Genomic DNA, 19855 nt, shown 5'->3' on the forward strand with positions numbered 1-19855 from the left:
TTAGTTTTCGTTGCGCTCGAGCTCGCCGGCGACGCGGGCGATGAGTTCTTCGCGGATCGACTCGACGGGGATCTGGTTGAGGACCTCGTTGAAGAAGCCGCGGATGATCAGGCGGGTGGCGTCTTCCTCGCGGATGCCGCGGGAGCGCAGGTAGAACAGCTGGTCGTCGTCGAAGCGGCCGACGGTTGCGGCGTGGCCCGCGCCGGCGATCTCGCCGGTTTCGATCTCCAGGTTCGGGATGGCGTCGGCGCGTGCGCCGTCGGTGAGCACCAGGTTGCGGTTGGTCTCGTAGGTGTCGGTGCCCTTCGCCTCGGCACGGATGAGCACGTCGCCCACCCAGCAGGTGCGCGCCTCCGGCAGCTTGGAGGCCTTGTCGCCCTGCAGCGCGCCCTTGTACAGCACGTTGGAGCGGCAGTTCGGCACCGCGTGGTCCACCAGGAGGCGGTTCTCGATGTACTGGCCCGCGTCGGCGAAGTAAACGCCGGTCAGCTCGGCGTCGCCGCCCGGCGCCTCGAAGGCGAGGCGCGGGGTGATGCGGACGATCTCGCCGCCGAAGGTGGCCACGTGGTGGCGCAGGGTCGCATCGCGCTTCACGACGATCGACTGCTGGCCCACATGCACCGCATCCAGATCCCAATCGGCGTCCACCACGGCGTTGACGCGGGAACCTTCGCCGATGACCCAGTTGACGTTGTCGGCGTGGGTGCCGGAGCCGGCGTAGCGCACCACAACGGTCGCCTCAGAGTTCGCGCCCGACTCGAACACGACCGTGCCGAAGGTGGTCTTGTCCGCACCCGCGCCAGTGATGGTCACCGTGATCGGCTCGGTCAGCTCCGCGTTCGCCGGCACCGAAATCAGGGTGGCGTTTTCGGAGGAGTTCCACGCCTGGGCGGCGATGCGGTCGACGGGGGCGCCGGCGGCGGTCACGCGCTCGTCGTCAAGCGAAACTTGCTCGACCGCGACCTCTCTGGGGCCCTCGACCGCAATCTGGGCCTCGGCCTGCGGGGCGAACTTGCCGTTGTGCAGGCCGCGCAGGCGGCGAAGGGAGATGAAGCGCCAGACCTCGTCGCGGCCGCCCGGAACCTCGAAGTCCTCCACGTTGAAGGAGGAAAACAGGTCGCCCTTGTTGTTGTGCGTGGTGGCGTTTTTGACGGTTTCGACCATTTAGCCCACCGATCCTTCCATTTGCAGCTCGATGAGGCGGTTCAGCTCGAGGGCGTACTCCATGGGCAGCTCCTTGGCGATCGGCTCGACGAAGCCGCGCACGATCATGGCCATGGCATCTTCCTCGGCGATGCCGCGGGACATCAGGTAGAACAGCTGGTCCTCGGAGACCTTGGACACCTTCGCCTCGTGGCCCAGGGTCACGCGGTCGTTGCGGATGTCGTTGTACGGGTATGTATCCGAGCGCGAGACGTCGTCCACCAGCAGCGCGTCGCACTCCACGTTCGAGGCAGAATCGTGGGCGTTGGCGTTGATCTGCACCAGGCCGCGGTAGGCGGCGCGGCCGCCGCCGCGGGCCACGGACTTGGACACGATGGACGAGGAGGTGTGCGGCGCCATGTGCGTCATCTTCGCGCCGGTGTCCTGGAACTGGCCCTCGCCCGCGAACGCGACGGAAAGGACCTCGCCGCGGGCGTGCTCGCCGGTCATCCACACGGCCGGGTACTTCATGGTGACCTTGGAGCCGATGTTGCCGTCGACCCACTCCATGGTCGCGCCCTCTTCAGCCTTCGCACGCTTGGTCACCAGGTTGTAGACGTTGTTCGACCAGTTCTGGATGGTGGTGTAGCGGCAGCGGCCGCCCTTCTTCACAATGATCTCCACCACGGCGGAGTGCAGCGAGTCTGACTTGTAGATCGGCGCGGTGCAGCCCTCGACGTAGTGCACGTACGCGTCCTCGTCGACGATGATGAGGGTGCGCTCGAACTGGCCCATGTTCTCCGTGTTGATGCGGAAGTAGGCCTGCAGCGGGATGTCCACGTGGACCCCCGGCGGGACGTAGATGAAGGAGCCGCCGGACCACACAGCGGTGTTCAGCGCGGAGAACTTGTTGTCGCCGGCCGGAATGACGGAGCCGAAGTGCTCCTTGAACAGGTCCTCGTGCTCGCGCAGCGCGGTGTCGGTGTCGACGAAGATGACGCCCTTTTCCTCCAGGTCCTCGCGGATCTGGTGGTAGACCACCTCGGACTCGTACTGCGCAGCAACACCTGCGACGAGGCGCTGCTTCTCCGCCTCGGGGATGCCCAGCTTGTCGTAGGTGTTCTTGATGTCCTCCGGCAGGTCGTCCCAGCTGGCGGCTTGCTCCTCGGTGGAGCGGACGTAGTACTTGATGTTGTCGAAGTCGATGTCGGACAGGTCCGCGCCCCAGGTGGGCATCGGCTTCTTGTCAAAGACCTCCAGCGCCTTCACACGCTGGTTGAGCATCCATTCCGGCTCACCCTTGATGCCGGAGATGTCGCGCACGACCTCTTCGTTCAGGCCGCGGCGCGCGGAGGCGCCGGCGGCGTCAGAGTCGTGCCAGCCGTAGTTGTAGGCGCCGATCGACTCGATGATCTCGTCGTCGTTCATCGGCTTCTCAAGGCCTGGTGTGGGCTTCACTTCAGTCATGGTCAGCCGCTCCTTTCGTTGCTGTTCCCGCCGGGCGCGTTCGGGTCCGCGCCGCGGCAAGGGGGATGTTAGTTGTGCAGATGCCGTCGCCGTCGGAGATGAGGGCGAGCGGCTGCACATGCGTATCGACGATCCGTGCCACCGCTTCCCTTTCTGCCTCGCAGAACTCCGGGTGCGCCGCGGCGACCGCGGACACCGGGCAGTGGTGCTGGCAGATCTGGATGCCAGCGTCGGTGCGGTGGACGCTCGGGGCGTAGCCGTGCTTCTCCAGCGCGGCGGCGACGCGCCTCGCCGTCACCTCCGGGTCGTCTGATGGCTCTACGTCGCCGAGGATCTTTTCCACGCGGGCGCGGGCGAAGTCGCGCACCGCGGCCTCGCCCCCGATCTGCTGGATCAGTTCCACGGCGTCAAGCGCGAGTCCGTCGTAATGCGAACCGAAGCGCTCGCGACCTGCGGCGGTGAGCTGGAAGTGCTTGGCCGGCCGGCCGCGCCCCTGCTCCTCGCCCGCGACGGCGCGTGGCGCGCAGGGTTCCGCAAGCTTTTCCTCGACGAGCTTGTCCACGTGCCTGCGCACGCCGGCCGCCGAGAGGTCGAGCTCTTCCGCAATGTCGCTGGCCGTTACCGGGCCCCGCTTGAGCAGGACCGACATCACCTGCGAGCGCGTGTCGCCGCCAACGCGGGACGCGTCCGCAGGAGCGGGGGTGCGGGTATTCGGCGTAGCCGCAGTATCCGCTGTTTCCGCTGTTTCCACGATGGCACCACCTTTCGCTCAATGTGGTCTGGGTCGCTGCCTTTTAACAACACTAGTGTGTTCTAAATATTCCCGCTGCACCGGGTGGGCGCGTGTCGGGGCGCACCTTAGACTGTTCAACCGTGACTGCACCCGACCGCCCGCACGGCTCCCGACGCCCACGCCGCGCCCCGCGCCTGAGCGTAGCCAGCGAGCTGCCCCGCTTCGGCAGGCCCGGGTCCCGCTCAACCCTGCTGCATGACCCGGCTGCGTCTGCGCAGACCGCTCCGTCGAGTGTCGCGGTGCGCGCCCGCGAGCGCGGCCGGTTCTCGGTGCTGCGCTGGGTGGGTGCCGCCGGGTCGTGCCTGACCGCCTTCGCGGGCATCGGCGGCGGCGCCCTGCCGGTCGTGGAAAACCCGTGGCAGAACTTCCCCTTCGGCGCGGAGATGGGCCGCATGATGCTCACCGCCAACGCGCTCGTGCTCATCGGCGTCGGCGTATTGGTTGCCGCATGGCTGGCTATGGCCCCGTTCGTCGGGGCGTCGCCGGGCGCTGCGCGCGGAGCGCGGGTGAGCAACCCGGAGATGCTGCGCACCTTCATCGCCTGGGTGATCCCGCTGCTCGCCACCGCCCCACTGTTCACCCAGGACATCTACTCCTACCTGGCTAACGGCAGCATCGTGCGCCAGGGGCTCGACCCGTACTCCTCCGGCCCCGTGGAGCTGCTGGGCGTCGAGCACCACCTCGCCCGCTCCGTGCCGTTTATTTGGGCGCACTCCCCCAGCCCATACGGTCCGGTGGCGCTCGGCACCGCGGCGGTGATCTCGCAAATCACCGGCGACTCGATCTTTTGGGGCGTTCTCGCCCACCGCGCCGTGTCGGTCGCGGGCATCCTCGCCGCGGCCTGGGCAGTGCTCGCGCTGGCGAAGCGCTGCGGCGTGACCGGCCCGGCCGCGCTGTGGCTGGGCATCCTCAACCCGCTGACGGTGCTGCACATGGTGGGCGGCATCCACAACGAGGCCATCATGACGGGCCTGCTGCTCGTCGGCCTCGAGGTGGGGCTGCGAGGAATCGACCGGCTCGAGCTCGACCGCCGCTCCGGCTGGGCGCTGCTCGCCGCCTCTGCCGCACTGATCAGCTGCGCCGGCATGGTGAAGGTGATCGGCTTTTTGGCCCTCGGTTTCACCGGCATGACCCTCGCCCGCCACCTGCGCACCCGCCCGCAGCGCCAGCGCAGCGGCCCCCGCGCAATCGCCACGTCCGCCGCCCTGCATGCAGCCATGCTGGTGGCCACCGCCATCGCGGTCTCGCTGGCCTCCGGCATCGGCCTGGGCTGGGTTACCGGCCAGGGCGGCGCCGCCCAGATCCGTAGCTGGCTGTCGCTAACCACCGATATCGGCATCGCCGGCGGGTTCCTCGGCATGAACCTGGGCCTAGGCGACCACACGGACGCCATGCTCAGCGTGACCCGCTGGGCGGGCCTCAGCGTCGCCGCGGCGTTCGCGGTGCGCATGCTTTGGGCGACCTACCGCGGCACCATCCACCCGGTTGGCGGGCTCGGCGTGTCCACGTTCGTTTTGGTGGTGCTGTTTCCCGTCGTGCACCCCTGGTACCCGCTGTGGGCCGTGCTTCCCCTGGCGGCGTGGGCGAACCGTTTCACCTTCCGTGCCTCGGTGGCCGGGTACTCGGCGCTAGTAAGCTTCCTCGTCCTCCCGCGCGGTCTGAAGCTCCAAGCGGGGGCCGTGGCCACGATTTACGGCTCCGCCATCGTCGGGTTCGTCCTCCTCGCGGTGTGCGTGACCCTGACGCTTCGGGTGTGGCGGCGCAGGCGGTCTACACTCATCAGCCATGAGTGATCACGCGCTGGTCGTCGAAAGTGTTGTCAAGCGCTTCGGCGAGAAAACGGCGGTTGACGGGCTCTCTTTCACGGCGCGGCGCGGCGAGCTGCTGGCGCTTTTGGGCCCCAACGGCGCCGGCAAAACCACCACCATCGAGATGTGCGAGGGCTTTACCAAGCCCACCTCCGGGTCGATCCGGGTGCTCGGCATCGACCCGGTCGCACAACCGCAAAAGGTGCGCGACCGCATCGGCATCATGCTTCAGGGCGGCGGCTCCTACGCCGGCGTGTCCGTGGAGGAGATGCTCAACCTGGCCGCCAGCTACAACAAGCACCCCCACGATCCGCGGTGGCTCATGGAGCTGGTGGGCCTGGAAGGCGCGGCCAAGACCACCTACCGGCGTCTGTCGGGCGGCCAGCAGCAGCGCCTGTCGCTGGCACTGGCGTTGATCGGCCGGCCCGAGCTGATCTTTTTGGACGAACCCACCGCTGGCCTGGACGCCCAGTCTCGCATGGCGGTGTGGGACATCATCTCGGCGCTCAAGCGCGACGGGGTGAGCGTCCTGCTCACCACCCACCTCATGGACGAGGCGGAAAGACTCGCCGACGACGTGGTCATCATCGACCACGGCACCGTCGTCGCCCAGGGCTCCCCCGATGCGCTGACCAGCCACGAGGAGTTTCCTCTGCTCGCTGTCGAGACGGCGGAGGCGCTCGACGTGCACAGGCTTAACGACGAGCTCACGCCCGCCGGCCTCACCGTCGAAGAAATCCGCCCCCGCAGCTACCGAATCAAGGGCACGGGGTCGCCGGAGGTCGTCGAGAAGCTGGCGCGCGAGGCCGCACGGCAAGGAGTGCTGATCCGCGAGCTGAGCGTGTCCCACCGCAACTTGGAGGACGTGTTTTTGGACCTCACAGGAAGGGAGCTGAGGAGCTGATGGAAAAGCTCACCCCCGGCATTTTCGCCCCGGCGCCGCAGCGGGCGTCCTTCGGACAGATGGCCGCGGCACAAGGGCGCATCGAGGCGAAACTGATGCTGCGCCACGGCGAGCAGCTGCTGCTCAACGTGCTGATCCCCGCGGCGATCCTGCTGGCCGCCCACTTCGCGCCGATCCTCGGCGACAACACCGAGTTCGACGTGCTGGTGCCAATGGTCTTCGCCGTGGCCGCAACCGGCGCCGGCTTCACCGGGCAAGCCATCGCCGTCGCCTTTGACCGCCGCTACGGGGCGCTGAAGCGCACCGGCGCGTCCGGGGTGCCGCCCTGGACCATCATCGTGGGCAAGATCCTCGGCGTGCTGGCCACGGTGGTGGTGCAGCTGGTGGTGCTCGGCGCGATCGCGCTGGCGCTGGGGTGGCGTGTCTCCCCTGGCGGCGCTGTGTTCGGGCTGGCGACGCTCCTCGTCGGCGTCGCCGCGTTCACCGCGATGGGGCTGTTGATGGGCGGCACCCTGCGAGCCGAGCTGGTGCTGGCCCTTGCGAACCTGATCTGGCTGGTGCTCATGGGCATCCTCGGCTGGGTGGGCTACTCCGGCGACATCGCGCACGCCGGGTGGTGGAACGCAGTGCCCACCGTGGCGTTGGCAGGCGCGCTGGTGCAAGCACTGTCGTTGCAGGTCAACTGGGTGGCGTGGGCCTCACTCGCCGCCTGGGGGGTAGCCGCGATGACCGCGGCCGTGCGCCTGTTCCGCTTTGACGGCTAGGCGCGATACACTCACCACGATCAACATCGTCCGAAAGTTGGAGAAACAGTGACCGCAACCACAGCTGAGACCCACCCGCGTTCCTGGAGGGAGGCCTGGCGCGACCCCTCGCTGAAGCTGCAGCGCACCCTCGCCATAGTGTTGCTGCTGTGCCAGGGCGGCATCACCGTCACCGGCTCGCTGGTGCGCGTGACCGGCTCCGGCCTCGGCTGCGACACCTGGCCGCTCTGCCACGAGGGGTCACTCGTGCCGGTCGCTGGCGCGGCACCTTGGATCCACCAGGCCATCGAGTTCGGCAACCGCCTCCTCGCCTTCGTGGTCGCCGCGGCCGCCGCGCTCGTGCTCCTTGCCGTGATCCGCGCCGGGCGCCGCAAGGACATCAAGACGCTGGCTTGGATCTCCCTGATCGGCGTGGTCGTGCAGGCCGTCATCGGCGGCATCTCCGTTCGGCTGGACCTGCGTTGGTGGTCCGTGGCGGTGCACTTCCTGCCGTCGATGGTGCTCGTGTTCGTCGCCGCGATGCTGTACATGCGCATTGCCGAAACCGACTCCGCGGTACCCACCCGCCGCTACCCCGGCTCGGCACAGACGTGGACGCTCATCGCCGCCGCGGCACTGTGCCTCGTGCTCGTCACCGGCACCATGGTCACCGGCTCCGGCCCGCACTCCGGCGACGCGGGCGCGGGCATGCAGGGCCGCCTCGAGTTGGACACGCGCGTGCTCGCCTACGTGCACTCGGCGTGCATGTACCTCTACCTCATCGCCACGATCATTACCACGGTGCTGCTGCGCAACTCCGGTGCCCCGGACGACGCCAAGCGCACCGCGTACGTGCTCATCGCCATGATCCTGGTGCAGTGGGCCATCGGCGTGATCCAGTTCCGCATGGGGGTTCCGCGCTGGACAATTCCTGCGCATATCGCCATGTCGTCGGTCGTGGTTGCGTTTAGCGGCTTCCTTTTTGCACATCGGAAGCGCAGGTTGCCTACGCTCGTGTGACATGAAAGCAATCGTTGTCACATCCCATGGCGGCCCGGAAGTCCTCGAGTACAAGGACGCCGAGCCGCCACAGCCGTCTGAGGGGCAGTTGCTTGTCGACGTCACCTACGCCGGCATCAACTACATCGACACCTACTTCCGCTCCGGAACGTACCCCTCGAATCCGCCCTACATCCCGGGCACGGAGGGCTGCGGCCGCGTGGTGGAAGATCCCTTGGGCAAGATCGCGCCCGGCACCCTAGTGGCCTGGCACGCCGCCGAAGGCTCCTACGCCGAGCAGGTGGCGGTGGACCGCAACCGTTTGGTGGCCGTGCCGGAAGGTGTGGCGCCGGAAGTGGCGGCCTCGATGCTGCTGCAGGGCATGACCTCGCACTACCTGCTCCACGGCGTGCGCGAGACCAAGCCTGGCGACACCATGGTGGTCACCGCCGGCGCCGGCGGCGTCGGGCTGATACTGACCCAGATGGCGGCAGCCGAGGAGGCGACCGTGTACTCGGTGGTCTCCACCGACGAGAAGGAAAAGCTCGCCTACGAGGCTGGCGCAACCAAGGTGTTCCGCTACGGCGAGGACTTGGCTGAGCGGATCAAGGCCGAAAACGGCGGCGGCGTGGACGTGGTCTACGACGGCGTCGGGCAGGACACCTTCGAGATGTGCCTGGACGTCACCCGCCCGCGAGGGTTGGTGTGCTCCTTCGGCTCCGCCTCGGGCGACGTCGAGCCGTTCAAAATCCAGGAACTCAACGCCCACGGCGCGCTGTTTCTCACCCGCCCGTCGCTGAAGCACTACGTGGCCACCGACGACGAGTTCCTCATGCGCGCTCAGGCCGTGGCCCGGGCGGTGGAGGAAGGCACGGTGAAGATCCGGGTCCACCCGCCCTACGCACTAGAAAATGCCCGCCAGGCCCACGAGGACCTGCAGGCGCGCAAAACCACCGGCTCGGTTGTGCTGAAGGTCTAGAACAGCAGCTGGCCCACGGTCTCCCAGCCGAGCACCGCGTCGAAGGACAGCCCCAGAAACAGCGCGGCGAGGTAGTTGTTAGAGAGGATGAACAGCTTCAGCGGCTTGACGTTCTCACCGCGCACAATCCCTTGGTGCAGCTTGGTCGCCATGACCAAAAACGCCACGCCGGAGATGATCGCGGCTGCCAGGTAGATCCAGGACGCGGCCGGCACCAGCAGAAGGGACACCGCCACGGTGAGCCAGGAGTAGATCACGATCTGGCGCGAGGTCTCCTCGGCGGAGGCCACCACTGGCAGCATGGGTACGTTGGCCCGGGCGTAGTCGTCCTTGTACTTCATCGCCAGCGCCCAGGTGTGCGGCGGGGTCCAGAAGAAGATGATCAAAAACAGCACGATGGCCTGCCACCAGTTGTCGGCGGAGCCGTCGTGGACGTTGTCGCGGATCACGGCCCAGCCCACCATCACGGGCATGCAGCCTGCGGCGCCGCCCCAGATGACGTTTTGCCATGTGCGGCGCTTCAGCCACTTCGTGTAGACGAAGATGTAGAAGAAGTTGGTCAGCAGGATGAAAAACGCCGCCAGCCAGGAGTTACACAGCACCCCGAGCCACAGCACGGACAGCACCAGCATGACCCAGGCGAACACGGCCGCCTTCTGCTTGGACACCGAGTGCCGCACCAGCGGGCGGGCGCGGGTGCGGCCCATCTTTTGGTCGATGTCGTAGTCCGCGACCATGTTGAACGTGTTCGCGGCCGCGGCACCCATCCAGCCGCCGAGCAGGGTGCCCAGCACGAGCCAGAGGTGCACCTCGCCGCGGTGTGCCTGCAGCATCGCGGGGATCGCGGCGACCAAGAGAAGTTCAATGACCCTCGGCTTCGTCAACGCGAAATATGCCTTGATGGTCTCCAACAACTCTCTCCTTTTTGTACCGCCGTCGGGCGCGGGCAATCATACCTTTGGACGATGGTAGCTCCAACCTGCGTGAGTCAACGAATCGAGCAACGGGTGGGGCCGGTGGCGTCGATAAGCGATATGCTTTTGTGCGACCTTAAAGAAAGCGAGGAACCCATGACGCTGCCCCCGAAACTGCAGGCAATGACCGAGCGTAACTACCCGCAGGACTGGACCGAGACCGACACCCGCGCCGTTGACACGGCCAGGGTGCTCGCGGCGGACGCGGTGGAAAACTGCGGCTCCGGCCACCCCGGCACCGCCATGAGCCTCGCGCCGCTGGCCTACACCTTGTTCCAGCGCGTGATGGACGTGGACCCAGCCGACAAGGACTGGGTGGGCCGCGACCGCTTCGTGCTGTCCAACGGCCACTCCTCGCTCACGCAGTACGTGCAGCTTTACCTCGGCGGCTTCGGGCTGGAGCTGCAGGACCTTAAAGACTTGCGCACCTGGGGCTCGAAGACCCCGGGCCACCCGGAGTACAACCACACCGACCACATCGAAATCACCACCGGCCCGCTCGGCCAGGGCCTCGCCTCGGCCGTGGGCATGGCGATGGCTTCTCGACGTGAGCGTGGCCTGTTCGACCCCGACTCCCCCGCCGGCGAGTCCCCTTTCGACCACTACATCTACGTCGTGGCCGGCGACGGCTGCCTGCAGGAAGGCGTGACCGCGGAAGCCTCCTCGCTGGCCGGCACGCAGCAACTGGGCAACCTCATCTTGTTCTGGGACGACAACCGCATCTCCATCGAGGACGACACCCAGATCGCGTTCACCGAGGACGTGCTGAAGCGTTACGACGCCTACGGCTGGCAGACCCTCACCGTCGAATCCGGCGAGGACGTCGCCGCCATCGAGGCCGCCGTGGCCGAGGCGAAGGCGGAGCCGACAAGGCCGACGATTATCCGCGTCAAGACCGTGATCGGCTACCCGGCCCCGAACCTGATGAACACCGGTGCCATCCACGGTGCGGCACTCGGTGCCGAGGAGGTCGCCGCGGTGAAGGAAGCGCTCGGCTTCGACCCAGCCGTGAACTTCCCTGAAGAAGACGAGGTGATCGCCCACACGCGCAAGCTGCGCGAGCGCGCAGCTTCCAAGCGGGCTGCCTGGGACGAGAAGTTCAACGCCTGGGCCGAGGCGAACCCGGAGCGCAAGGCGCTGCTTGACCGCCTCACCGCCCGCGAACTGCCGGCCGATTGGAAGAAGGACTTCCCCACCTGGGAGCCGGATGCGAAGGGGGTGGCCACCCGCAAGGCCTCCGCCGCCGCGATCCAGGCCGCCGCGGTCGCGCTGCCTGAGCTGTGGGGCGGCTCCGCCGACCTGGCCGGGTCCAACAACACCCTGATCGAGGGCGAGAAGTCCTTCGGCCCGCGCTCCATTTCCACCGAGATGTTCTCCGCCGACCCCTACGGCCGCAACCTGCACTTCGGCATCCGCGAGCACGCCATGGGCGCGGTGATGAACGGCATCGCCCTGCACGGCGGCACCCGCGTCTACGGCGGCACCTTCCTCATCTTCTCCGAGTACCTCTACCCCGCCATCCGCGTCGCCGCCCTGTCCGGCATCGACGGCTACTACGTGTTCACCCACGATTCCATCGGCCTTGGCGAGGATGGCCCGACCCACCAGCCGGTGGAGACCCTCGCCGCCCTGCGCGCCATCCCAGACGTGGCCGTGATCCGCCCGGCAGACGCGAACGAGACCTCCGCCGCCTGGATCGCCGCGCTGGAGGCGAAGGAGCAGCCGAAGGCGCTGGCGCTGTCCCGCCAGAACCTGCCGGTGCTCGAGGGCACCAAGGAGAAGGCTTTCGAGGGCGTGGCCCGCGGCGCCTACGTGCTAGTCAAGGAGTCTGCCGAGATCCCGGATGTGATCCTTTTGGCCTCCGGCTCCGAGGTGCAGTACGCCGTGGGTGCCGCCAAGGCGCTCGAGGCCGAGGGCACCGCGACCCGCGTGGTGTCCGTGCCGTCCATGGACTGGTTCATGGAACAGGACGACGCCTACATCGACTCCGTGCTGCCGCGCGACGTAAAGGCCCGCGTCTCCGTGGAAGCCGCGACCTCGATGCCGTGGTTCCGCTTCCTGGGAGAGTACGGCCGCGCCGTGTCCCTGGAGCACTTCGGCGCCTCCGCCCCTGGTGCGGAGCTGTTCGAGCGCTTCGGCTTCACCACCGACAACGTCGTGCGCACCGCACGCGAGACCCTCGAGTGCGTGCGCGAAGAGCGCAGCGTGGCCACGAGCGTGCGCGTGGGAGACACCGAGGCTGAGCCGACCCGCGGCGACGGAAAGTAGGGTTGCGGCATGACTGCTATCGACGATCTGTACCAGGCCGGCACCTCCACCTGGCTCGACGACCTCTCCCGCGAGCGCATCGCCACCGGCAACCTCGCCGAGGTGAAGGACGCGAAATCCATCGTGGGTGTGACCACGAACCCGGCGATCTTCGCCGCCGCCATGGGTTCCGGCAACCACTACGACGAGCAGCTCGCCGAGCTGAAGCAGGCTGGCACCACCGCCGACGCCGCCGTCTACGCCATGAGCGTGAAGGACGTGCAGGACGCCTGCGACCTGTTCCGCGACACCTACGAGGCCACCGGCGGCAAGGACGGCCGCGTCTCCATCGAGGTGGACCCGCGCTTCGCCGCCGACGAACAAAAGACCATCGCGCAGGCCCGCGAGCTGTGGCAGCTGGTGGACCGCGACAACCTCATGATCAAGATCCCGGCGACCGACGAGTCGCTGCCCGCCGTCACCGCCGCCTTGGCCGAGGGCATCTCCGTCAACGTCACCCTGATCTTCTCCGTGGAGCGCTACCAGCAGGTCATCGACGCCTACAAGGACGGCATCCGCAAGGCCGCCGCCAACGGCCACGATGTCAGCCGCATCCACTCGGTGGCGTCGTTCTTCGTCTCCCGCATGGACACCGAGGTGGACAAGCGCCTCGAGGCCATCGGTACCGACGAAGCGCTGGCGCTGCGCGGCAAGGCGGGCATCGCCAACGCGCGGTTGGCGTATGCGCTGTTTGAGCGTGAGTTCGGCGAAGTTGACGTCGCTAAGCTTCCTGCAAATGCGAACGCCCAGCGCCCCCTGTGGGCGTCGACCGGTGTGAAGAACCCGGACTACCCGGCGACGATGTACGTCACCGAGCTCGCCGGCCCGCAGACCGTGAATACGATGCCGGAGAAGACGCTCGACGCCGTGCTTCGCGACGGCGGCGTGCACGGCGACACCCTCACCGGTACCGAAGCCGTCTCTCGCGAGACCTTCGCGGCGCTGCGCGGCGTGGGCATCGACCTCGACGACGTAGTGGCGGTGTTGGAGCGCGAAGGCGTGGAGAAGTTCGTGGACGCGTGGCAGGAGCTGCTCGATTCCATGACTGCTAGGCTCGCCTAACGTGACTTCTCCGCACCAGCAGTGGGCCAACCCGCTGCGCTCCCCCGCCGACAAACGTCTCCCCCAGATCGCCGGGCCCTCCGGCATGGTGATCTTCGGGGTCACCGGCGACCTCGCCCGCAAGAAGCTGCTGCCGGCCGTCTACGACCTGGCTAACAGAGGTCTTCTGCCCGGCGGGTTCACGCTGGTCGGCTACGGGCGGCGCGACTGGTCCAAGGCGGACTTCGAGGCGTACGTGCGCAAGGCTATTGACGAAGGCGCGCGCACCGAATTCCACGAGAACGTCTGGCAGCGCCTCGCCGAGGGCCTAGAGTTCGTTCAGGGCAACTTCGACGACGACGCCGCCTTCGACCGGCTCGCTGCCACCTGCAAACGCAGCGACGCCGAGCGCGGCACCGCAGGCAACTGGGCCTACTACCTCTCCGTGCCGCCCGAGTTCTTCGCGGAGGTGGTTCACCAGCTGGACCGCTCCGGCATGGCGCACGAGGGCGAGAACCAGTGGCGCCGCGTGATCATTGAAAAGCCGTTCGGCCACGACCTCGAGTCCGCCAAGGAGCTCAACGAGGTCGTCGGTGCGGTGTTCGACGAGCGGTCCGTGTTCCGCATCGACCACTACCTGGGCAAGGAAACTGTCCAGAACATCCTTGCGCTGCGCTTCTCCAACCAGATGTTTGAGCCGGTGTGGAACTCCCACTACATCGACCACGTGCAGATCACCATGGCCGAGGACATCGGCCTGGGCGGGCGTGCCAGCTACTACGACGGCATCGGCGCTGCCCGCGACGTGATCCAGAACCACCTGATCCAGCTGCTCGCCCTGGTGGCTATGGAGGAGCCGACCTCGTTTTCTCCCGGACAGCTGCGCGCCGAGAAGCTCAAGGTACTGCGCGCCACCTCGGCGGTGGGCCCGTTCGGCAAAACCACCGCACGCGGGCAGTACACCGCCGGGTGGCAGGGCTCGAAGAAGGTGGTCGGCCTGCGCGAGGAGGAAGGCTTCGACCCGAACTCCACCACCGAGACGTTCGCGGCCTGCACCCTACAGATCGATTCCCGCCGCTGGGCCGGCGTGCCGTTCTACCTGCGCACCGGCAAGCGGCTGGGCCGACGCGTCACCGAGATCGCGCTAGTGTTCAAACGCCCGCCGTACCAGCCGTTCTCCCAGGGGCAGACGGACCTTCTGACCAACAACGCCGTCGTCATCCGCGTCCAGCCCGACGAGGGCGTGCTGATGCGCTTCGGCTCCAAGGTCCCCGGCCCCGGCATGGAGTTGCGCGACGTGAACATGGACTTCTCCTACTCCGAGGCGTTCACCGAGCAATCGCCAGAAGCCTACGAACGCCTCATCCTCGATGCCCTTTTGGATGAATCGAGCCTGTTTCCCACCAACTCCGAGGTGGAGCGCAGCTGGGAGATCCTGGACCCGGTGCTGAACTACTGGGCCGATCAGGGCAGCCCCGACGACTACGCGGCCGGCACCTGGGGGCCGGCCTCCGCCGAGCGCATGCTGTCGAAGGACGGCCGTGCCTGGCGGCGTCCATAAGCACGAAAGGCTCGAGCATGATCACCGAATTGCCGGACACCACCACCAAGGCCATCGCCGCCGAGCTCGCCCACGCGCGCGAGCGCCACTCGCTTGCCACCGGGCGCGTGCTCACCCTGTTGGTGGCTATTGACGACTCCCGCGATGACAGCATCGACGAGACCCTCGCGACCCTGCGCGACGCCTCCTTCGAGCACCCCGCCCGTGTGCTGGTGCTCATCTCAGGCGACTCGGAAGCCGACACCCGCCTCGACGCGCAGGTGCTGGTGGCCACCGACGCCGGCGCCTCCGAAGTGGTGGTCATGCGCCTGTACGGCGAGCTGACGGGGCATATGGGAGCCGTAGTCACCCCGCTGCTGCTGCCCGACACCCCCGTGGTGGCGTGCTGGCCGCAGAAGGCCCCGAAGCACCCGGCCGGCACGCAGCTGGGCAGGATTGCGCAGCGCCGCATCACGAACCTGCGCCGCGGCACGAACGGCGTGACCCTCCAGCAGCTCACGGACGGCTACGAGCACGGCGATTCCGACATGATGTGGTCGCGCATCACCCCGTGGCGCGGCATCGTCGCATCCGCACTGGACCGCCACCCCGGCACGCGCGTTGACAGCGCCGAGATCGCGGGCGCTGCCGGAGACCCGAGCGTGGATCTCGCCGCGGGCTGGCTCGCCTCCAGCCTGGGCGTGAAAGTGACCCGCTGCGAGGCCGAGGCGGCCGGGGACTTCCCCATCGCCCGCCTCGTGCTGCACTGCGACGGCGGCGACGTGGAGGTCGCGGTCCAGGACAGTCACACCGTGCGCATTTCCGCGCCCGGCCACGCCGATTCTTTCGTGGCCATGGGCGAGCGCAGTGACGCCGAAAGCCTCGCCGAGGACCTGCGCCACCTCGGCCCGGACACCACCTACGAGCGCGCGTTGCGCGGACTTCAAGGAGTGCACAATGAGCTTTAACGACCTTGCATCGCTTCTCGACGAAGCAACCTCCCGGTTTAGCGCCCTCATGTCCGACATCCACGCCGAGGGTCGCACCGCGCGTGTGGTGCTTACCGGCGGCACCGCCGGCATCGCGCTGCTGGAGCGCCTCGCCGACGAGGATATCGACTGGTCGCGCGTGGAGGTCTTCTTCGGCGACGAGCGCAACGTGCCCGCGAGCCACCCCGACTCCAACGAGGGCCAAGCGCGGGCGGCGCTGCTGTCCAAGGTGGACATCCCGGAGGAGAACATCCACGGCTACGGCCTCGACGGCGGCCCGATGGACGCCGCGGTTCAGCGCTACCGCGAAATCGTCGGCGACGGCGGCTTCGACCTGCACCTTTTGGGCATGGGCGGCGAGGGCCACATCAACTCGCTGTTCCCCCACACCGACGCGGTGCGCGAGCGTGACGCGATGGTCGTGGCGGTGACGGATTCGCCGAAGCCGCCCGCCGAGCGCGCCACCCTGACCCTGCCGGCGGTGCAGTCCGCCGACCGGGTGTGGCTGCTGGTCTCCGGCGCCGAGAAGGCGGAGGCCGCGAGCCATGCCGGCGACGGCGCCGAGGCCGCCGACGACTGGCCGGTCGCCGGCGCTATCGGGCGCAAAGAAACGGTCCTGTTCGCCACGAAGGACGCAACAGGACCGTTCTAGTTTCGCGCGCGCGATCCGCGCGCTTAGACCGCGTAGGTCTGAATCAGGTTCAGGCCGATGATGCAGAGGATCCAGATCAGGGCCAGCAGCACGGTGACGCGGTCGAGGTTCTTCTCCACCGTGGTCGAACCGGACAGGTTTGCCTGGACGCCGCCGCCGAACAGGCTGGACAGGCCGCCGCCCTTACCCTTGTGGAGCAGGACGAAGACGGTCATGAGGATCGCGGCGATCACCAGCACAATCTCAAGGGCTAAAGCCATGTGTGCGACACCTTTCAAAATGGGCGATGGTGCAAACTCCCGATGAGCTTACACCACCGCTAAGACGAACCCAGCAGCGACTTACATCACCGCGTTGGCGGCCGCCGCGGCGAGCTTGGCAAAGTCCTGCCCGTCAAGGGAGGCGCCGCCGACCAGGCCGCCGTCCACGTCCGGCTGCGAGATGATCTCGGCGACCGTGTCGGCCTTGACTGAGCCGCCGTAGAGAATACGGATCGCGTCGGCGACGGAGTCGTCGCTAAGCTCGCGTACGAGCTCGCGGATGCCGTGGCAGACCTCCTGGGCATCTTCCGCTGAGGCAACCTTGCCGGTGCCGATCGCCCAGACCGGCTCGTAGGCGATGACGGCCTTGGACAGATCCACGCCGGCGAGCGACTCGCGCGCCTGCTGCACCACGTAGGAGACGTGCTCGCCCGCCTCACGCACCTCGAGCGGCTCGCCCACGCAGACGATCGGGGCGATGCCGTGCTCGATGGCCTTGGCAGCCTTCGCCGCGACCTGCTCGTTGGTCTCGCCGTGGTACTCGCGGCGCTCCGAGTGGCCCACGACCACCCAGGAGCACCCCAGTTTTTCCAGCATGGACGCGGAGATGTCGCCGGTGTAGGCGCCGTTGTCGTGCTCGGAGACGTCCTGGGCGCCGTAGGTGATCTTGAGCTTGTCGCCCTCCACCAGGGTCTGGATGGAGCGCAGGTCCGTGAACGGGACCGTCAGCGCGATGTCGACGTACTCGTAGCCGTCCTTCGGAAACGCGAAGGCGAGCTTCTGGGCGCTCTGGATGGCCTCGAGGTGGTCGTGGTTCATCTTCCAGTTGCCCGCGATAAGTGGCGTGCGTGCCATAGGTAGCAAACCTCCTAGTTCAGTACGGAAACGCCCGGCAGTTCCTTGCCCTCGATCAGCTCGAGGGAGGCGCCGCCGCCGGTGGAGATGTGGCTGAAGCCGCCCTCGTCCAGGCCGAGGGTGCGCACCGACGCCGCGGAATCGCCGCCGCCGACGACGGTGAAGGAGTCGTTGTCCTTCGTCGCCGCGATCATGGCCTCGGCCACAGCCTTGGTGCCGTCTGCGAAGTTCGGGAACTCGAACACGCCCATCGGGCCGTTCCAGAACACCGTCTTGGAGTCCTTGATGGCCTCGGCGTAGTTCTTGGCGGTCTCCGGGCCGATGTCCAGGCCCATCCAGCCCTCCGGGATCTCGTCCAGGCCGACGATTTTTTTCTCGGTGTCCTTGTCAAACTCCGCGCCGGCGGCGACGTCCACCGGCAGCAGCAGCTTGTCGCCGAAGCGCTCGATGAGCTCCTTGCAGGTGTCCACCATGTCGTCTTGCAGCAGCGACTTCTGCACGTTGTGGCCCTGGGCGGCGAGGAAGGTGTAGCACATGCCGCCGCCGATGATGATCTTGTCGGCCTTCTCCGCCAGCGCCTCGATCACACCGAGCTTGTCCGAAACCTTGGAGCCGCCCAGCACCACCACGTACGGGTGCTGCGGGTCGTCCTTCACGGAAGACAGGGTCTCCACCTCCTTGTCCACGAGGTAGCCGGCGTACGCCGGAAGCTTCTTGGCCACGTCGAAGACGGAAGCCTGCGCGCGGTGCACGACGCCGAAGCCGTCGGAGACGAACGCGCCGTTGTCGGCCGCGAGTGCGGCGAGTTCCTCGGCGAACGCGGTGCGCTCCGCCTCATCCTTGGACGTCTCGCGCGCGTCGAAGCGGACGTTTTCGAGCAGGAGGATTTCGCCCTCGGTCAGGCCGTTGGCGCGCTCGTGGGCGTCCTCGCCGGAGACGTCGCCCGCCAGCGGGACGAACTGGCCCAGGCGCTCGGACAGCGCTTCCGCCACCGGGGCGAGGGAGAACTTCGGGTTGACCTCGCCCTTCGGGCGGCCCAGGTGCGCCATGACGATCACCTTGGCGCCGCCGTCCAGCAGCGCCTTCAGGGTGGGCAGGGAGGCGTCGATGCGGCCGGCGTCGGTGATGTTGCCCTCGTCGTCCAGGGGGACGTTGAAGTCGGACCGCACCAGGACGTGGCGGCCGTCCACGCCTTCGTCGAGAAGCTGCTGCAAGTTCTTGGTCATAGGTATCTCCTTTGCTTTGTAGACACTCACCATCGTATGAAAAACGGGCCCGCCGTGCCGGAAGGCACCACGGGCCCAGAGGCCGAAGCCTTTAGAGCTTGTCCGCCACGAACTTGGTCAGGCGGATGTACTGGGCGGTGTAGGACCACTCGTTGTCGTACCAGGAGATGATCTTGGCCAGGTTGCCGTCGATCACGCGGGTCATGCCGGCGTCGAAGATAGCGCCGTGCGGGTTGCCGATGATGTCGGAGGAGACGATCGGGTCCTCGGTGTACTTCAGCGCCCGGCCGAACTCGGCGTCCTCGGCCGCCTTCTTCACCGCCGCGTTGAGCTCCTCAACGGTGGTCTCCTTGTTCAGGGTGACGGTGAGGTCGGTGGCGGAGCCGGTGATGGTGGGCACGCGCATGGCGAAGCCGTCGAGCTTGCCGTCCAGGTTCGGCAGCACCAGGCCGACGGCCTTGGCGGCGCCGGTGGTGGTGGGCACGATGTTCTGGGCGGCAGCACGGGCGCGGCGCAGATCCTTGTGGGGCGCGTCCTGCAGGCGCTGGTCGCCGGTGTAGGCGTGGATGGTGGTCATCAGACCGCGCTCGATGCCGAAGGCCTCGTCAAGCACCTTGGCCACCGGTGCCAGGGAGTTGGTGGTGCAGGACGCAGCGGAGATGACTTCCTCGGAGCCGGTGTAGTCGGTGTGGTTGACACCCCAGACGTAGGTGCCGTCGACTTCCTTGCCCGGTGCGGAAATGATGACCTTCTTCGCGCCGGCGTCGATGTGCGCCTTGGCCTGCGGGCCCTTGCGGAACACGCCGGTGCACTCGAGCACGATGTCCACGTCGACGTCGCCCCATGCGAGGTTGGCCGGGTCCTTCTCCGCGGAGACCTCGATGCGGCGGCCGTCGATGGTGATGGAGTCGTCGTCGTGCTCGATCTCGTGGTTGAACTGGCCGTACGCGGTGTCGTACTTCATCAGGTGCGCCAGGGTCTCGTTGTCGGTGAGGTCGTTGATCTTCACAACCTCGAGCTCGCCCTTGTACTCGTCCTCGATGATGCGCAGTGCTGCGCGGCCGATGCGGCCAAAACCGTTGATGCCAATGCGGGTAGTCACAGTCAACACTCCTCGTGCTCGTGGTCTGTCGGTCCACCCCCGAGTGTAATGACCAGGGCTCTCACCTGCAGAG

18 protein-coding genes are annotated in these 19855 nt (G+C 67.3%); 10 read left to right on the forward strand and 8 right to left on the reverse strand.

Going from position 1 to position 19855, the window contains the following annotated elements; genetic code table 11:
• Genes sufD through CAFEL_RS05915 form a run of 3 tightly spaced genes read right to left on the reverse strand, consistent with a single transcriptional unit; the run spans position 1 to position 3259 of the window.
• Entirely contained in the window at positions 1 to 1164 is a 1164-nt protein-coding gene (sufD, locus tag CAFEL_RS05905; RefSeq protein ID WP_194559298.1) for a Fe-S cluster assembly protein SufD, read from the reverse strand.
• Positions 1165 to 2610 carry a Fe-S cluster assembly protein SufB gene (gene sufB, locus CAFEL_RS05910; protein ID WP_290171956.1) on the reverse strand — a complete coding sequence of 482 codons (1446 nt, stop codon included), beginning with the start codon at positions 2608 to 2610 and terminating at the stop codon, positions 1165 to 1167.
• Positions 2603 to 3259 carry a helix-turn-helix transcriptional regulator gene (locus tag CAFEL_RS05915; RefSeq protein ID WP_194559815.1) on the reverse strand — a complete coding sequence of 219 codons (657 nt, stop codon included), beginning with the start codon at positions 3257 to 3259 and terminating at the stop codon, positions 2603 to 2605. Before CAFEL_RS05915 ends, sufB begins: the two co-directional genes overlap by 8 nt.
• 224 nt (positions 3260 to 3483) lie before the next feature.
• Here CAFEL_RS05915 and mptB point away from each other — a divergent pair, with 224 nt between their 5' ends.
• The 5 genes from mptB to CAFEL_RS05940 are packed head-to-tail and all read left to right on the forward strand — an operon-like array spanning position 3484 to position 8836.
• Positions 3484 to 5196, forward strand: a complete 1713-nt coding sequence (gene mptB / locus CAFEL_RS05920) for a polyprenol phosphomannose-dependent alpha 1,6 mannosyltransferase MptB (protein WP_290171958.1) — start codon at positions 3484 to 3486, stop codon at positions 5194 to 5196.
• Positions 5189 to 6115 carry an ABC transporter ATP-binding protein gene (locus tag CAFEL_RS05925; RefSeq protein ID WP_194559299.1) on the forward strand — a complete coding sequence of 309 codons (927 nt, stop codon included), beginning with the start codon at positions 5189 to 5191 and terminating at the stop codon, positions 6113 to 6115. The genes mptB and CAFEL_RS05925 overlap by 8 nt, the downstream gene beginning before the upstream one ends.
• On the forward strand, positions 6115 to 6879 hold the full coding sequence (locus tag CAFEL_RS05930; protein ID WP_194559300.1) for an ABC transporter permease: 765 nt from the start codon (positions 6115 to 6117) through the stop codon (positions 6877 to 6879). Before CAFEL_RS05925 ends, CAFEL_RS05930 begins: the two co-directional genes overlap by 1 nt.
• 48 nt (positions 6880 to 6927) lie before the next feature.
• On the forward strand, positions 6928 to 7878 hold the full coding sequence (locus CAFEL_RS05935; RefSeq protein WP_194559301.1) for a COX15/CtaA family protein: 951 nt from the start codon (positions 6928 to 6930) through the stop codon (positions 7876 to 7878).
• A gap of 1 nt (position 7879) precedes the next feature.
• The gene (locus CAFEL_RS05940; RefSeq protein WP_194559302.1) at positions 7880 to 8836 is read left to right on the forward strand and encodes a quinone oxidoreductase family protein; all 957 of its coding nucleotides are present in this window, start codon (positions 7880 to 7882) and stop codon (positions 8834 to 8836) included.
• Here CAFEL_RS05940 and CAFEL_RS05945 read toward each other — a convergent pair.
• The gene (locus tag CAFEL_RS05945) at positions 8833 to 9750 is read right to left on the reverse strand and encodes a heme o synthase (protein WP_267238656.1); all 918 of its coding nucleotides are present in this window, start codon (positions 9748 to 9750) and stop codon (positions 8833 to 8835) included. The genes CAFEL_RS05940 and CAFEL_RS05945 overlap by 4 nt on opposite strands.
• Positions 9751 to 9906: 156 nt before the next feature.
• On the opposite strand from CAFEL_RS05945, the gene tkt reads away from it, so the two are divergent.
• The 5 genes from tkt to pgl are packed head-to-tail and all read left to right on the forward strand — an operon-like array spanning position 9907 to position 16339.
• Complete coding sequence (gene tkt / locus CAFEL_RS05950) at positions 9907 to 12078, forward strand: transketolase (protein WP_194559304.1); 2172 nt, start codon at positions 9907 to 9909, stop codon at positions 12076 to 12078.
• A 9-nt stretch (positions 12079 to 12087) separates the two neighbouring features.
• Positions 12088 to 13179: a transaldolase gene (gene tal, locus CAFEL_RS05955; protein ID WP_194559305.1), complete on the forward strand. Its 1092-nt coding sequence runs from the start codon at positions 12088 to 12090 to the stop codon at positions 13177 to 13179.
• A 1-nt stretch (position 13180) separates the two neighbouring features.
• Positions 13181 to 14719, forward strand: coding sequence for a glucose-6-phosphate dehydrogenase (gene zwf / locus CAFEL_RS05960; protein ID WP_194559306.1), 1539 nt, complete (start codon positions 13181 to 13183; stop codon positions 14717 to 14719).
• A 17-nt stretch (positions 14720 to 14736) separates the two neighbouring features.
• Positions 14737 to 15666 carry a glucose-6-phosphate dehydrogenase assembly protein OpcA gene (locus CAFEL_RS05965; protein ID WP_194559307.1) on the forward strand — a complete coding sequence of 310 codons (930 nt, stop codon included), beginning with the start codon at positions 14737 to 14739 and terminating at the stop codon, positions 15664 to 15666.
• Positions 15656 to 16339 (forward strand): 6-phosphogluconolactonase, encoded by a 684-nt coding sequence (gene pgl / locus CAFEL_RS05970; RefSeq protein ID WP_194559308.1) that lies wholly within the window; start codon positions 15656 to 15658, stop codon positions 16337 to 16339. The genes CAFEL_RS05965 and pgl overlap by 11 nt, the downstream gene beginning before the upstream one ends.
• 23 nt (positions 16340 to 16362) lie before the next feature.
• On the opposite strand, the gene secG is transcribed toward pgl, so the two are convergent.
• The 4 genes from secG to gap all read right to left on the reverse strand — a co-directional run bounded on the left by secG (position 16363) and on the right by gap (position 19782).
• On the reverse strand, positions 16363 to 16599 hold the full coding sequence (secG, locus tag CAFEL_RS05975) for a preprotein translocase subunit SecG (RefSeq protein WP_070473991.1): 237 nt from the start codon (positions 16597 to 16599) through the stop codon (positions 16363 to 16365).
• 81 nt (positions 16600 to 16680) lie between these two features.
• Positions 16681 to 17454 carry a triose-phosphate isomerase gene (gene tpiA / locus CAFEL_RS05980; protein ID WP_194559309.1) on the reverse strand — a complete coding sequence of 258 codons (774 nt, stop codon included), beginning with the start codon at positions 17452 to 17454 and terminating at the stop codon, positions 16681 to 16683.
• 14 nt (positions 17455 to 17468) lie between these two features.
• Positions 17469 to 18680 (reverse strand): phosphoglycerate kinase, encoded by a 1212-nt coding sequence (locus CAFEL_RS05985; RefSeq protein WP_194559310.1) that lies wholly within the window; start codon positions 18678 to 18680, stop codon positions 17469 to 17471.
• A gap of 91 nt (positions 18681 to 18771) precedes the next feature.
• Positions 18772 to 19782, reverse strand: a complete 1011-nt coding sequence (gap, locus tag CAFEL_RS05990) for a type I glyceraldehyde-3-phosphate dehydrogenase (RefSeq protein WP_194559311.1) — start codon at positions 19780 to 19782, stop codon at positions 18772 to 18774.
• Positions 19783 to 19855 lie beyond the last annotated feature (73 nt).

Source organism: Corynebacterium afermentans subsp. lipophilum (assembly GCF_030408375.1).
GTDB lineage: Bacteria > Actinomycetota > Actinomycetes > Mycobacteriales > Mycobacteriaceae > Corynebacterium > Corynebacterium lipophilum.